A 12,507-nucleotide genomic window follows, 5' to 3' on the forward strand; every position below is an offset into this window, starting at 1 on the left:
CCAACCATTGCGTGCGGAACGCCGGATGCAACCGGCGTGACCGTGGCGACTACGCTCGTGTGCTTTTTCACTTTTGCACACGGGGCTGCGGATGCGCTCGCGCATCCGGCGTTCCGCGCGCCCTCATTTTGAGGGAGGAACGAAAAAGAGCTTCGGGCGCCCCCGCGCCGTCATAACAACAGGGGTGATGGCGCGTGACCGCTGGTGGCGCGGGTTGTCTTTGGCGCGAACGGGGCAAGCCCCGCGCGCGACGCCGTCACAACAACAGGGGTGATGGCGCACATCTGCAAGTGCGAGCTGTTTGAAAACTGAATCCGGAGAAGATGGTGCGCGCGATCGCGCAACACTACCGATGTCGTCCCCGCGAAAGCGGGGACCCATAACCACTAAGCGTTATGATGACGATCGCGGGGACGACCGGAGAAAGATCGCGGGGCGGACGAGAGAGCGTGCGCGGACACGCCAAGAGGAACCGCGATTGTTCCCCCTGCTTACGCCCGCTTAACCACACTCGCACCCCGATAAATTCGTCACATTGGCGCATGAACCGGATGGTAACGTCCCGCGACTAAGAAGCGGCCTAACCAAGAGACGCTTGAAGTCGCAGGGACGGACAATGCTCAGGGATATTCTGGTGACATCGGACGAGGAAGCGCAGCGTTTGCTCGCCGCGTTCAAGGCCATTCCCAACATGCAGGGACGCCTGAAGATCGTTGAACTGGCCGAGCGCATGGCACGCGAAAAACGTGCATCGCGGATGATCGAACACGCGCCGGCATACATCTCGCGCTGACCGGCGAGGCTTTCGCCGTTTCACGAAAAGGTGACGGCGCGCCCACATAACAACGCCGCCCCGAGAGCATTACCTTTTTGTTACACCGCGCATCACCCGGTTGATCGATCAACAACAGGAGTGGCCGCAATGTGTGACTATAGTTTACACGCCGTCGCAAGCCGCCCCGCCAGGCTTGGCGAAAAACTGGTGTCGACGAAATTCCCCATGACCGTAACCCGCGGCTTCACCGGCGAAGGTGAGCCGAATGTTGCGGTCTGCGTTCGCCCCGGCACCGAACTCGCCTTCGAGCGGGAGGTCGATTACGACGGAGCGTTCTTCAGGAAGAAGGTTCGTCACACCGTCGCACGGTTCCGGACCGTCGATCTCGACAACCCGAACCGGCACCATGACGCGCTGGAATTCCCCGACGGGCAGCTCGTGCTGCTGACCCAGCTCGATCCCGGTCAGCGCGCCACTGTCCTGCAACTTCCCGCAGTGCCTCTGCATGAAGCACAGCCGGAGGCAGCAGAACCTGCCGCTGTCCGCGTTGAGGATATGCTGATCCGCTAAGGGCGGATTATGCCGCGACGCAGCTCTTCACATAAACACGGCGGGCTGCGCCGCGCAGCTTCTGGTCGATGGCCTGCTTGAGGCATTCGACGCGCGCCTGCGCCACGCAGAGCTGCATGTGGTCACGCGCCTGATGCCGGGACAGATGCTTGGCGGTCACCGACTGGCGGCAGACCTCGCGCTTGCCGGTGCGCATCACCGGCGGCGACTTGCTGTCGGTCGGCACCGCGTAGGTGATCTTGCTGCCTTCGGGCTGAACCGAGGCGATCGCGTTCGGCAGCGGATTCTGCGAGATGGCGAGGTAGATCGCGCCCCCGAGCAGGGCCGCATAGATCGCGGGGGTGATGATGCGCATCGATCCTCCTGCTTGGCGATGTGAATGAAGCCGGAACAGACAGGGTGAATGCGACAGCATTGCGGCGATATGGCTGATTCGGGAACCCCTGCCGCAGCGCTTCGTTGACGTTCCAGTCATGGAACCCGGAAATACAATCCAGACCGCTGCATCATACCGCCCGGCGCACGCTCGCAGGTGCCAAGCCCCGAATCGGGGCTGGCGCGGATCGTGTATCGGCGCTTGAAGACAGTCAGGCTGCGATCGCCGGCTCGTCGCGGGTCACGACTTCAGCCACCGGCGGCTGCTGCGGAACCGGATCCTCTCTCATCTCGGACTTCAGAACCGCGACGGTGACAAACTGATAGTCACACGCGCTGCACGACCACAGAAACGAAACGCGATTGCGTTCTCGCTCGGTCCAGAGCGGCGAAGCAATCGGCTGGCCGCATTGAGCACATGGATGTTTGCTGATGAGAACCCCGGACTCATAAGGCATGATACGCACCTCCCAGTCCGCGCAAACTAAAGTCGTATGCACACCTATCGTCAAGCGCATTCGTCGCTGCGTCGCGCAACGCAATGCGTCAGTGGTTCAGACATGTTCTGCGATGAAATTATTCACGCAGTGTCGCTGCGATACGTGCATGACAGCGCGATGACGCGACCTACTTCGAGGGCTCCACCGCATATTGTTCGTCAGTCACATGCTCGAGCCATGTCGCGAAGCTGCCGTTCTCGGACTCCTGCATCGCGAGGTGAGTCATCAGGTTTCCCGGCGCGGCGCCATGCCAGTGTTTCTCACCCGGAGGAATCCACACCACGTCGCCGGGACGGATTTCGTGCACCGGCTGTCCTTCCGTCTGCACGCGGCCGGTACCCGACAACACATAAAGTGTCTGACCGACCGGATGGGTGTGCCAGGCCGTACGCGCGCCAGGCTCGAAGGTCACGCGCGTCGCATTGAGCCGTCCGGGCGCAGGCGTCTCGATCACCGGGTCCTGCCAGACCGTGCCGGTGAAATAGGATGCGGGCGCGCGCTTGGTCGGCACGGAGCCGGATGGCGTGATCTTCATGGGAAAACTCCGGAGTGATGAATCGCCGGGACCGGCGTCGAAACAGACGCTCAGTCTACGTGGCAATCCGGCAACCGGGGAGTTCTTATTTCAGCGCGGCGATGACTGCTCGTCATGCGTCTCCTGCGGATAACGTATACCGCGCAATTGCAGCTCGCGCTGGATGCGGCGCGTCTTGGATCTGGCCAGCGCTTCGACCATCCGATGCAGAACAAAGTCGACAAGATTCACCGCACGGCGCGTATGGACGCGCAGCCGCCTCCAGTGGATCGCGGCGGAGTGGTGAACGATCGGCGGCGGATTGCGGCTGATCAGATACGCGCGGTAATCGTCCTCGGCGTAGAAGCTGCGCTTGTCGTCGCCGGTAAACAGAGCGGCCATGGCCACCTCCCGAAAATCGTCGCGACGCAGATGCGGCGTGACAACCGGAAGATGACCGCGAGCCCATAGGAATTCGAGAAGGCCGCACTGCCTTCGATATAGGAGCGATATAAACGCGTCAGCGCTTTACGCATCGAGCGCCTTGTAGTGACGGAAGATGCCGTCCTCATTGAACGGAATGCGCCGGTCGCTGGCGAGATAAGCCTTGATGTTCGGCCGCGCCGCGACCCGGTCGCGCAGTTCGATCACGCGCGGCACCTTGCGCTCAAAGCGCTTCATGCTGTTCGGGAACGCATAGCGCAGGCCCTCGACAATCTGGAACAGCGAGAGATCCGTGTAACTAAGCCGCCGGCCGTTGAGATATGGCCCGCCACCGACGTCGATCAGGCGTTCGAAGTAGCCGAGGAACTTCGGCACGCGCTCGCTCCAGAATTCGCGGGTGCGCCGCTTGGCGACAGGACGCTGGTCTTCGTAATAAAGCGTCGGCCCGAGCGGATGATGCGTGTCGTGAATCTCAACGACGAAGTCGGCAATTGTCAGTTGAAGCTGGTGCACCCACAGGCGCTGCGCTTCGGCCTTCGGCGCAAGCCCGTGACGCGCGCCGAGATAAAGCAGAATGTTCGCGGTCTGCCCGATCACAAGCTTTCCGGCTTTGAGAAACGGCGGTGCGAATGGCGGCGTCGCCCCGCGCTTCATCATGGCCATCATCCTGCTGTCGCCGCCTCTGCCCCGCGCGGCATCGATGTAGTCGGCGCCTGCGTCTTCCAGCGCGAGCCGGACATATTCGCCGCGGCCCTGAATGGTCGGCCAATAATAGAGCTCATATCGCATGGGACCTCACAAACGCTTTCGGCGCGGAGGTCCGCGCCGAAAGATGGAGAATAACGCCTCGAACTCCAATCAGTTCGTTGCGAAACAATACAGCAAACCGTCGCCGCCGGTGCTCCGCAGATCTGCCTGCGAGCACCCTCCCTCCGGCCCGCGCGAGCCGTGCGACGAATTCCAAGACTTCGAAGCATCGTCATCACGCAACCCGATCCGGTCGGAGTGACCGACCACGGCCGAGCCCTGCGTGCTGCTCGTCCAGTTCTTGCAGGTCTTGTCGTCACCCGCTGCGAAGGCCGTGCCGTCGGGCTGCGATCCGGTGAGAACGTCATGGCGATTCGGCTGATCGCCGCGGCCGTTGATGACTTCGCCCTTTTCACTCAGAGCGGACTGCTTGGTCAGCGCATTGGGGCCGTGCAGATCGGCCACGTCCTTGGCAACCACTTCACCCTTGGCGTTGGTCCATGGCCCCTTCCCGATCCGATCACGTGCATTGATCGCGGGCTTGCCGTCTGCAGCCTGGGTGGAGAGATACGCGCGCCAGACCTTGGGAGCACCGGCACCCGCGGCCTGCGCCAACGTCTGGCATTGGTTGTCGGCGCCGGCGAGGCCGCCGAGGTTTCCGCCATTGCCGATCGGCGTGCTGGTGATGAAAAACGTCATGTTCGCCTGCTGCGCCTGAACCGGCGCGGCAAGGAGCAAAAGCGGCGCTGCAATCATGTAAAACTTGAGCATTCGTCCTCCTGTGAAGTCTTCTTGAACTATCCGGCGGTGATGCGATGGCCGGCGCGCAAGATCAACACACAAGGCCGCGACTTATTCAGGGACAGCCAAAGAAAAAGGCGCCGCGCAAGCGCGACGCCTTTCTGTTCTTGAACCGATCCTGCGGGATCAAGTCATCTGAATGGCCGACAGCTCCCACTGGCTGCCCGGACGCCGCACGAACGTCCAGACATCGGTGACCTCCTGCGGCGCATCGCTGCCCTCGACGATCTTGCCGGTGGCACGCTCGATGGTCTTGTCGATCAGGCTGTAGCGAAGCGCGACGGTCGCGTAATCGGTGGTGCCTTCGCGCCAGGCTTCAGCAAGGTCGCCCTGCAGCAGCTTGACGTCGGACACCTTGTTGATCACGCCGCGTTCCTTGTTCGCGTTGAGATCCTCGGTGAAGTACGAGACCATTTCCGGCGTCGCCAGCGTGTGCAGCTTGCCGATGTCCTCGTTCGACCACGCGGTCTGAACTTCGCCGAGCAGACGCTCGAACGCATCGTAGTCGTCCGGCTTGATCTCAAGCGGCGCGTCGTTCGAACCGCCGCCCAGACCGAACCCGAAGCCGGATCGCGCGTTGGCCATCGGTCCCTGATCCTGCTGCGGAGCCTGACCGGGCGCAGCCGATGCATGGGCGTAGGCCGGCGCGTTGCGGCGCTTCCACCACGACATCGCAAGACGGACCACGAGGTAGATCAGGCCGATCTGGAGAATCAGACCGATGATCGACGACAGGCCGCCGAGGCCGCTGAACAATCCGCCGCCGAACAGCATGCCGAGCAGGCCGGCGCCGAGGAAGCCCGCGGCAAGACCGCCGAGCATGCCCATGCCGGGACGGTTGAAGAAGCCGCCGCCTGCGGGCGCCGCTGCCGGTGCCTTCGCGCCGGGCTGGGTGATGGTGCGATTCAGCGGCTGCGCGGCATTCGGCGCAGTCGGAGTTGATGGCGGCGCGGAGAACGTGCGCGAACCACGGCTGCCGCCGCTGCTCGGGCGGGCATCCACCGACGATGAAATGGTTACTGCCAGCGGCATGGCGACGGCCATGACGACAGCAAGCGTTTTGATGACTGAGCGCAAGCGCTGCGACGAAATCATGTCTGTTCCCTCTCGGCCCTCAAGGGGCATTGATCCCCGGCAAAGGGGACAGGCACATACATGGGCAGCGGCGTGCGAAAGGGAAGCGGATAGGTACGATAGGGCCTGCGGCCCTCAGTCGCGGTGAGGCGTGCGGTCACATCTGGCGCGCGGGAGCCAAAGCCTTGTTTGGCATGATCTAATCCGAAAACCGGCTAGGTCCGGGTCATGCCGATTATGACGGAGCCGTCATGGTTTCCTTCACCGAAGCCACAAGCTGGCTCAGCGTGAAGGGCTTGGGCAGGAAGTTGAACTGCTGGCCCTCCGGCAAGCTCTTCTCGAAGGCATCTTCGGCATAGCCTGACACGAAGATGATTCGCAGGTCGGGGTTCCGCTTGCGCATTTCGGTCAGCATGGTCGGACCGTCCATTTCCGGCATCACCACGTCGGACACCACGAGGTCGACCGCGCCTTCCTCGCGCTCCAATGCTTCCAGCGCATCGAGACCGTTCTCGGCCTCGATCACCGTGTAGCCGCGCGAACGAAGGCCGCGCGCATTGAGCGAGCGCAGCCCATCCTCGTCCTCCACCAGCAGGATGGTGCCCTGCCCGGTCAGATCCGGCGCGCGTGCCGGTGCCGGAGCCTGAGCGACGGCGCTGCTGGCGGCTGGCGCTTCCTGGACAGCGGCCACTTCCGGGAAATGCCGCGGCAGGAAAATCCGGAACACGGTGCCGCGTCCCTCAACCGAGTCGACATAGATGAAACCGCCGGTCTGCTTGACGATGCCATAGACCGTGGAGAGACCGAGCCCGGTCCCCTTGCCGACTTCTTTGGTCGAGAAGAACGGCTCGAAGATCTTGTCGACAATGTCGGCGGGAATGCCGCTGCCGGTGTCGGTGACCTCGACCAGCACATAATCCGCCGCCGGCATGCCCTTGTACTCGCCGCGCTCGGCGTCTTTCGCGGACACGTTGGCGGTGCGAATGGTCAGCTTGCCGCCTTCGGGCATGGCATCGCGCGCGTTGACCGCAAGATTGACGATGACCTGTTCGAACTGGGACAGGTCGGCCTTCACCGGCCACAGGTCGCGGCCGTAGACGAACTCCGGCTTCACCTTCTCGCCGAGCAGGCGCTTCAGCAGCACGTTGATGTCGGAGAGCACATCGCCGATGTCGAGCACCTGCGGGCGCAGCGTCTGCTTGCGCGAGAACGCCAGCAGCTGCCGCACCAGCGCCGCCGCGCGGTTGGCGTTCTGCTTGATCTGCATGATGTCCTGGAACGACGGATCGGTCGGCTTGTGCGCGTTCAGCAGGAAGTCGTTCGCCATCATGATGGCGGAGAGCACGTTGTTGAAGTCGTGGGCGATGCCGCCGGCGAGCTGGCCCACCGCCTGCATCTTCTGCGACTGCGCGAAGCTGTTCTCCAGCGTGCGCTTCTCGGTGGTATCGAGCAGGTAGACGATCGCGGCTTCCGCATCGCGCGCGTCGTGCTCGACGGAGGTGACGAAGAACTGGCCCCAGCGCTCCTTGGTGCTGTCCAGCATCGCCTCAACGGGCGGAATATCGCCCTGCCCGTCGGCGGCCTTGTTGATCGCGGTGACCAGTTCGCCGCGCTCGCGCTCGTGCACCACCGCGAAGATCGATTTGCTGCCGGTGCTGGCCGGTGACAGGCTCTGGGTGAGCTTGGCGAACCGCGCATTGGCGCGCACGATGTTGCCCGCCTTGTCGACGGTGGCGATCGCCATCGGCGTATGATCGAAGAAGCGCATGAAACGCACTTCCGCCGCGCGCTGCGGATCGGAATGATCGTCGCGCGCGCGATTGATGACCAGCGTCCGCGACGCACCGGGCGTGCCGTCGGCGCCGAACGCCAGCTTGTGATAGAGCCGCACCGGCATGGTCTTGCCGTTGCGCATCCGCAGATCGAGGTCGAATACCTCGGTCTTCACTTCGCCTGGCTCCGGGGTAATCGAAGTCAGAAGCGCCGCGCCGTCGCCGGACATGATGTCGGCAACCTTCAGGCCGCCTGACCCGATCTCCGCAAGGTCATAGTCCAGCCAGTTGGCAAGGGTCGCGTTGACATAAACCAGTTCGCCCCTGGCATTGACAGAGAAGAAGCCGCAGGGCGCGTGATCGAGATACTCGATCGCGTGCTGCAATTCCTGGAAGACATCTTCCTGGCGCTCGCGGTCGCGGGTGATGTCGGCTACCGACCACACCGCGAATTTCGACTGCCGCTTGTCGGTGCCGAGCGGACGCACACGCATCCGCAGCCACCGGCCATGGGTGCTGTCGATGCCCGCGACGCGGACCTCCTCCTGCTGGCGCTTGCCCTCGCGCGCGGCCTTGAGCAGACGGAATACCGCCTCGGAGACATCGGGATTGCCGATGAAGACCCGCTCGACAGGACGCACATCGTTGGGGCCTGATGCGCCGGTCAGCGCGAGATAGGCCGTATTGGCGTAGACGACATGACCGCGCGGATCGGTCACCGCCAGCCCGTCGAACGCATGATCGGCGATTGGCCGCGTGATCGGGTCTTCCGCGAGGCGATCGGCGAAACGCACGATCCCGGCGGCAAAGGCGAACAGCGTGAACAGCCCGACCATGGCCAGCAAAGCCAGCAGCACCAGGATATAAGGCTGGGCCTGGGTGCGGCCCAGGGTCATAAAGGCTACGGCTGCGGCAATGATCGCACCCGCCACCAGCAGCACAAGAAAGATGCTTCCGCTTCGCCGCGCCGGCTCATGCACGGCGGCGAAAGAGGGACGAAGTTCGTTGCCCGTATCGGTTGTCATCTCAGCCTGTTCGCGCGTCCGCAAAGGACGCGCAAGTCATTATAATTCGCAGTCGACCGGCCTCTGAGTGCCTGAATCGGGCATCCTAACGCAAGGCACATTACGTCTGTGCAAGTGCCCGCGCCAGACTTGGTTCCCCTAGGTCAACAAGGATCAGCCAAGGCCGGAAATCCTGCGCTTGAGCTTCATCACGTAGCCGATCACCTCTGCGACCGCGTGATAGTGCTCGACCGGAATTTCGTCGTCGATATCGACGGTTGCGTGCAATGCGCGGGCCAGCGGCACGTTCTCGACAATGGGGATGTCGTTGGCGGTAGCAATTTCCCTGATCTTCAGCGCCAGCGCATCGACGCCCTTGGCGACGCAGACCGGCGCCGGCATGCCGCGATCGTACTTCAGCGCCACCGCGTAGTGGGTCGGGTTGGTGATAATCACCGAAGCCGATGGCACCGCCGCCATCATGCGCTTCTTCGCGCGCGCATGGCGAAGCTGCCGGATGCGTCCCTTGATGTGGGGATCGCCTTCCGACTGCTTGTATTCTTCCTTGATCTCCTCCAACGACATCTTCTGCCGCTCGAACCACTGGCGGTACTGGAACAGGTAGTCGAGTGCGGCCACCAGCGCGAGCGCCGCGACCACCGTGCCCATCAACTGAACCGAGATGGTTTTGGTGACGTTCAGGATCGACATCGGATCGAACCGGACCATGGCATCGAGACGGTGCCGCTCGGGCCACAGCACAAGGCACATCACGACGCCGAGCAGGACGACCTTGAAGATGCCCTTCAGGAAGTTCGCACCTGCCTGCTTGCCGAACAGCCGCTGGAAGCCCGCCATCGGCGAGATCTTGCTGAATTTCGGGCTGAGCGGCTCCGACGAGAAGACCAGCCGGTGCTGGATCAGGTTGCTGCCGACGCCCGCGATCAGCAGCATCAGCAGCGGAACGCCGAGAACACCGATCAGCATCAGCTCGATCTGGCTGAGCAGCGACAGCAGGCCGGGACCGTCGACGCGAATCTGATGCGCGTTCATCATCAGATTGCGCATCGGCACCTCGATGCCCTTGCTGATCGAGCCCGAGAACGAGGACAGCAGCAACGTGGATGCGGCGATCACGAACCAGGTATTGACCTCCTGGCTCTTGGCGACGTCGCCCTTCTCCAACGCATCGTCGAGACGTTTTTGCGTCGGGTCCTGTGTTTTTGATTCCTTGTCCTCGTCTGACATGGCTTGTCCTCAGTTCCTGCCCTCAGCGCCGCGGCGCGAGTTCGTGGAGAACGCCGCCGAAGTAATCGAGGTAAGCACCCATCATGGTGGCGATGACGAGGGCAAGAATCAGGAAGCCGCCGAGAATCGAAAGCGGCACGCCTACAAAGAACACCTGCATCTGCGGCATCAGCCGCGCCAGCACGCCGAGGCCGAGATTGAATACCAGGCCGAACACGATGAACGGCGCGGACAACTGGATGCCGATCTTGAAAGCCGTCGCAAAGGCCTTGGTCGCCAGCGCCGCGACGTCGCCGCTCGACATTAATTCTCCCGGGGCGAATGCGTTGTAGCTTTCGTTCAGCGCCGCGATCACCAGATGATGCATGTCGGTCGCGAACAGCAGTGTCAGCCCGAGCATGGTCAGGAAGTTGCCGATCAGCGCGCCCTGCTGGCCCTGCGTGGGATCGATCGTGGTCACGAAGCCGAGGCCGAGCTGCTGGGCGATCACCGAACCGGCCACCGCCAGCGCCGACAGTGTGACGCGCGCGGTGGCGCCGAGCACCACGCCGATGATGATTTCATGAACCATCAGCACCAGCAGTGGCGCGATGGAGGTCATGCTGACGGTGTAGGCGTTGCGGTGCAGCGGCAAAATAATGAGCGTCAGCGCCAAGGCGATCGCGAGCCTGACGCGGACAGGAATATTGGCTTCGCCGAATCCGGGCAGCAGCATCACCATGGCACCGATGCGGGCGAACACCAGCATGAAGGCCGCGGCGAGCGCCGGAAGCAGCGAGATGTCGATACGCATGGAAGACGTGCCCTGCCCGTGAACGCCGCGTTCGTGAACATTCCGCTCCTGAACCGGCGCCGGATCATGCGCTACCCGCCGATGATTCGCGACGATATCCGCAGCATCTGGCTGTGCAGCGCGTCAGCCATGAACGGCAGCGCCAGAACAAGTGTGACGAAGATCGCGAGAATCTTCGGCACGAACACCAGCGTCTGTTCCTGGATCTGCGTCAGCGCCTGCACCAGCGAGATCGCAACGCCGACCACGAGGCCGACGATCAAGAGCGGCGACGACACCTTCACGATGGTCCAGATCGCATCGCGCGAGACGTCGAGAACTTCAGCACCTGTCATTTCAATCCCCTGCCCGCGGGCATTTCAAAAAGCCAAATCAGATCGGCATCCGCATGATGTCTTCGTAGGCCTGAATGACCTTGTCGCGCACCGACACCAGCGTCGACACGGCGACATCGGTTTCAGCGACGGCCGTCACCACGTCCATGACGTTGGCCTTGCCCTGCGCCATCGCGATGGTCTGCGCGTCGGACTTGCGGCCCGCATCCATCACGCTGCCCATCGTTTCCTTGAGCAGAGCGCCGAACGAAGGGCCGTTCGAATCGCCGGTCTTGCCGAGAGCGCCCGCGCCGCCGGCGGAATCCATGATTTTCGCAAGGCTGGCATAGGCATTGGCGGCGACTGTTGGCGAAGCCATGAGTTAATTCTCCTTGTCAGGCCTTGAGAATGTCGAGGGTGCGCTGGATCATGCGGCGCGTGGCGGAGATGATGTTGAGGTTGGCCTCATACGACCGCTGCGCTTCGCGCATGTCGGTCATTTCGACCAGCGAGTTCACGTTGGGATACTTGACGTTGCCGTTGGCGTCCGCCGCCGGATTGCCCGGCTCGTGCTTGACGCGGAAATCGGAATTGTCCGGCTTGATCTTTCCCAGCGTAACCACGCGCGAATCGAGCGTGCGGTCGAGTTCGGAGGAGAACGTCGGCACCTTGCGGCGATAGGGATCGCCGCCCGCGGTCTTTGCCGTCGAGTCCGCGTTGGCGATGTTTTCCGAAATCACCCGCATCCGGCCCGCCTGCGCGCGCAGACCGGACGTCGCGATGCTCATCGACCTGAGAAAATCGTTGCCGTCGCTCATGCTTTGGCTCTCCTAGGCGGGATCATGCGCGTTACCGCTTTCCGATGGCGGTCTTCAGCAGTCCGAGGCTGCGGGTGTAGAGCGAGGTCGCCGCCGCATAGTCCATCTGGTTGGCGGAGACCTTCAGCATCTCGTCTTCGAGGTTGACCGCATTGCCCGCCGGCCGGGTCGCATAGCCGCCGCGGTTGCTGGAGCTGAAATTCTCGCTCACCCCGCTCGCCTGGATGTGCCCTGCGCTGGTGCGCGCCATGGCCAGCGACGGCATCGCGCCGGTCACCGGACCCGCGCCGCCACGATCGAACTTGGGTTCCACGAGGTCCCGCGGCTTGAAGTTCGGTGTGTCCGAATGTGAAATATTCTCCGCAAGCACCCGTTGCCGCTCCTGATGCCACTGCATCTTGGTGCGAAGCGCGGACAACATCGGAAGATCGGTGATCGCCATTGGCCAGCCCTCAACCCGAAGCGCAGTGCCTCAGGTAGGCAGAATTTGCCGCGTGTATGGTTAATAAGGGGTTAAGAACCGTCCGGACCCATTTTCGCCATGAATGCCCTTCAACCGGACAAGCCATTGAAGTACCGGCAGAAGAACTATTTCGGGCCGCCGCGCTTTAATAGGGTACTCATCCGCCGGCGGCAGCATTTGCCGTCAAGAATTAACCGGTAGCGCGCACTTAGCACTCAATTCGTCCCAAACTGCTTGTTTCGCGGCCAGTGACCTGCGAATCTGGCATAGATGCGAGTGTTGTTTGACGGGGACA

General features: G+C 62.6%; 16 protein-coding genes. 2 read left to right on the forward strand and 14 right to left on the reverse strand.

Features of this window, described 5'->3' with window-relative positions; all coding sequences use genetic code 11:
* Positions 1-616 precede the first annotated feature (616 nt).
* Positions 617-793, forward strand: a complete 177-nt coding sequence (locus tag I554_RS27240) for a hypothetical protein (RefSeq protein WP_192817777.1) — start codon at positions 617-619, stop codon at positions 791-793.
* A gap of 129 nt (positions 794-922) precedes the next feature.
* Complete coding sequence (locus I554_RS0108890; RefSeq protein WP_024577062.1) at positions 923-1,345, forward strand: hypothetical protein; 423 nt, start codon at positions 923-925, stop codon at positions 1,343-1,345.
* Positions 1,346-1,352: 7 nt separating this feature from the next.
* On the opposite strand, the gene I554_RS0108895 is transcribed toward I554_RS0108890, so the two are convergent.
* From I554_RS0108895 to flgB, 14 genes are all read right to left on the reverse strand, one after another.
* Positions 1,353-1,700 (reverse strand): hypothetical protein, encoded by a 348-nt coding sequence (locus tag I554_RS0108895; RefSeq protein ID WP_024577061.1) that lies wholly within the window; start codon positions 1,698-1,700, stop codon positions 1,353-1,355.
* Positions 1,701-1,932: 232 nt separating this feature from the next.
* Positions 1,933-2,178: a hypothetical protein gene (locus I554_RS0108900; RefSeq protein ID WP_024577060.1), complete on the reverse strand. Its 246-nt coding sequence runs from the start codon at positions 2,176-2,178 to the stop codon at positions 1,933-1,935.
* 169 nt (positions 2,179-2,347) lie between these two features.
* Positions 2,348-2,755 carry a cupin domain-containing protein gene (locus tag I554_RS0108905; RefSeq protein WP_024577059.1) on the reverse strand — a complete coding sequence of 136 codons (408 nt, stop codon included), beginning with the start codon at positions 2,753-2,755 and terminating at the stop codon, positions 2,348-2,350.
* A 90-nt stretch (positions 2,756-2,845) separates the two neighbouring features.
* Complete coding sequence (locus I554_RS0108910; protein WP_024577058.1) at positions 2,846-3,136, reverse strand: hypothetical protein; 291 nt, start codon at positions 3,134-3,136, stop codon at positions 2,846-2,848.
* A gap of 126 nt (positions 3,137-3,262) precedes the next feature.
* Positions 3,263-3,967 carry a glutathione S-transferase gene (locus tag I554_RS0108915; RefSeq protein WP_024577057.1) on the reverse strand — a complete coding sequence of 235 codons (705 nt, stop codon included), beginning with the start codon at positions 3,965-3,967 and terminating at the stop codon, positions 3,263-3,265.
* A 69-nt stretch (positions 3,968-4,036) separates the two neighbouring features.
* A complete protein-coding gene (locus I554_RS0108920) occupies positions 4,037-4,696 on the reverse strand; it encodes a lectin (protein WP_024577056.1) in 660 nt (219 codons plus the stop codon).
* Positions 4,697-4,852: 156 nt separating this feature from the next.
* Complete coding sequence (locus I554_RS0108925; protein WP_024577055.1) at positions 4,853-5,821, reverse strand: Tim44 domain-containing protein; 969 nt, start codon at positions 5,819-5,821, stop codon at positions 4,853-4,855.
* Positions 5,822-6,035: 214 nt separating this feature from the next.
* Positions 6,036-8,597, reverse strand: coding sequence for a PAS domain-containing protein (locus tag I554_RS0108930; RefSeq protein ID WP_024577054.1), 2,562 nt, complete (start codon positions 8,595-8,597; stop codon positions 6,036-6,038).
* A 153-nt stretch (positions 8,598-8,750) separates the two neighbouring features.
* On the reverse strand, positions 8,751-9,824 hold the full coding sequence (gene flhB / locus I554_RS0108935; protein ID WP_024577053.1) for a flagellar biosynthesis protein FlhB: 1,074 nt from the start codon (positions 9,822-9,824) through the stop codon (positions 8,751-8,753).
* 22 nt (positions 9,825-9,846) lie between these two features.
* Positions 9,847-10,617 (reverse strand): flagellar biosynthetic protein FliR, encoded by a 771-nt coding sequence (fliR, locus tag I554_RS0108940; RefSeq protein ID WP_024577052.1) that lies wholly within the window; start codon positions 10,615-10,617, stop codon positions 9,847-9,849.
* Between the two features lie 71 nt (positions 10,618-10,688).
* On the reverse strand, positions 10,689-10,952 hold the full coding sequence (gene fliQ / locus I554_RS0108945; RefSeq protein ID WP_024577051.1) for a flagellar biosynthesis protein FliQ: 264 nt from the start codon (positions 10,950-10,952) through the stop codon (positions 10,689-10,691).
* Between the two features lie 37 nt (positions 10,953-10,989).
* Positions 10,990-11,310 carry a flagellar hook-basal body complex protein FliE gene (fliE, locus tag I554_RS0108950; protein ID WP_024577050.1) on the reverse strand — a complete coding sequence of 107 codons (321 nt, stop codon included), beginning with the start codon at positions 11,308-11,310 and terminating at the stop codon, positions 10,990-10,992.
* A 16-nt stretch (positions 11,311-11,326) separates the two neighbouring features.
* A complete protein-coding gene (gene flgC, locus I554_RS0108955) occupies positions 11,327-11,749 on the reverse strand; it encodes a flagellar basal body rod protein FlgC (RefSeq protein ID WP_024577049.1) in 423 nt (140 codons plus the stop codon).
* A gap of 31 nt (positions 11,750-11,780) precedes the next feature.
* Positions 11,781-12,191, reverse strand: a complete 411-nt coding sequence (gene flgB / locus I554_RS0108960) for a flagellar basal body rod protein FlgB (protein WP_024577048.1) — start codon at positions 12,189-12,191, stop codon at positions 11,781-11,783.
* Between the last annotated feature and the right edge of the window lie 316 nt (positions 12,192-12,507).

Source organism: Afipia sp. OHSU_II-C1, from assembly GCF_000497575.1.
Classification (GTDB): Bacteria; Pseudomonadota; Alphaproteobacteria; order Rhizobiales; family Xanthobacteraceae; genus Afipia.

Bases quoted from the DNA above. Each gene is read 5' to 3' on its own strand.
- I554_RS27240 (WP_192817777.1), top strand. From the start codon at position 617: ATGCTCAGGGATATTCTGGTGACATCGGACGAGGAAGCGCAGCGTTTG.
- I554_RS0108890 (WP_024577062.1), top strand. From the start codon at position 923: ATGTGTGACTATAGTTTACACGCCGTCGCAAGCCGCCCCGCCAGGCTT.
- I554_RS0108895 (WP_024577061.1), bottom strand. From the start codon at position 1,700: ATGCGCATCATCACCCCCGCGATCTATGCGGCCCTGCTCGGGGGCGCG.
- I554_RS0108900 (WP_024577060.1), bottom strand. From the start codon at position 2,178: ATGCCTTATGAGTCCGGGGTTCTCATCAGCAAACATCCATGTGCTCAA.
- I554_RS0108905 (WP_024577059.1), bottom strand. From the start codon at position 2,755: ATGAAGATCACGCCATCCGGCTCCGTGCCGACCAAGCGCGCGCCCGCA.
- I554_RS0108910 (WP_024577058.1), bottom strand. From the start codon at position 3,136: ATGGCCGCTCTGTTTACCGGCGACGACAAGCGCAGCTTCTACGCCGAG.
- I554_RS0108915 (WP_024577057.1), bottom strand. From the start codon at position 3,967: ATGCGATATGAGCTCTATTATTGGCCGACCATTCAGGGCCGCGGCGAA.
- I554_RS0108920 (WP_024577056.1), bottom strand. From the start codon at position 4,696: ATGCTCAAGTTTTACATGATTGCAGCGCCGCTTTTGCTCCTTGCCGCG.
- I554_RS0108925 (WP_024577055.1), bottom strand. From the start codon at position 5,821: ATGATTTCGTCGCAGCGCTTGCGCTCAGTCATCAAAACGCTTGCTGTC.
- I554_RS0108930 (WP_024577054.1), bottom strand. From the start codon at position 8,597: ATGACAACCGATACGGGCAACGAACTTCGTCCCTCTTTCGCCGCCGTG.
- flhB (WP_024577053.1), bottom strand. From the start codon at position 9,824: ATGTCAGACGAGGACAAGGAATCAAAAACACAGGACCCGACGCAAAAA.
- fliR (WP_024577052.1), bottom strand. From the start codon at position 10,617: ATGCGTATCGACATCTCGCTGCTTCCGGCGCTCGCCGCGGCCTTCATG.
- fliQ (WP_024577051.1), bottom strand. From the start codon at position 10,952: ATGACAGGTGCTGAAGTTCTCGACGTCTCGCGCGATGCGATCTGGACC.
- fliE (WP_024577050.1), bottom strand. From the start codon at position 11,310: ATGGCTTCGCCAACAGTCGCCGCCAATGCCTATGCCAGCCTTGCGAAA.
- flgC (WP_024577049.1), bottom strand. From the start codon at position 11,749: ATGAGCGACGGCAACGATTTTCTCAGGTCGATGAGCATCGCGACGTCC.
- flgB (WP_024577048.1), bottom strand. From the start codon at position 12,191: ATGGCGATCACCGATCTTCCGATGTTGTCCGCGCTTCGCACCAAGATG.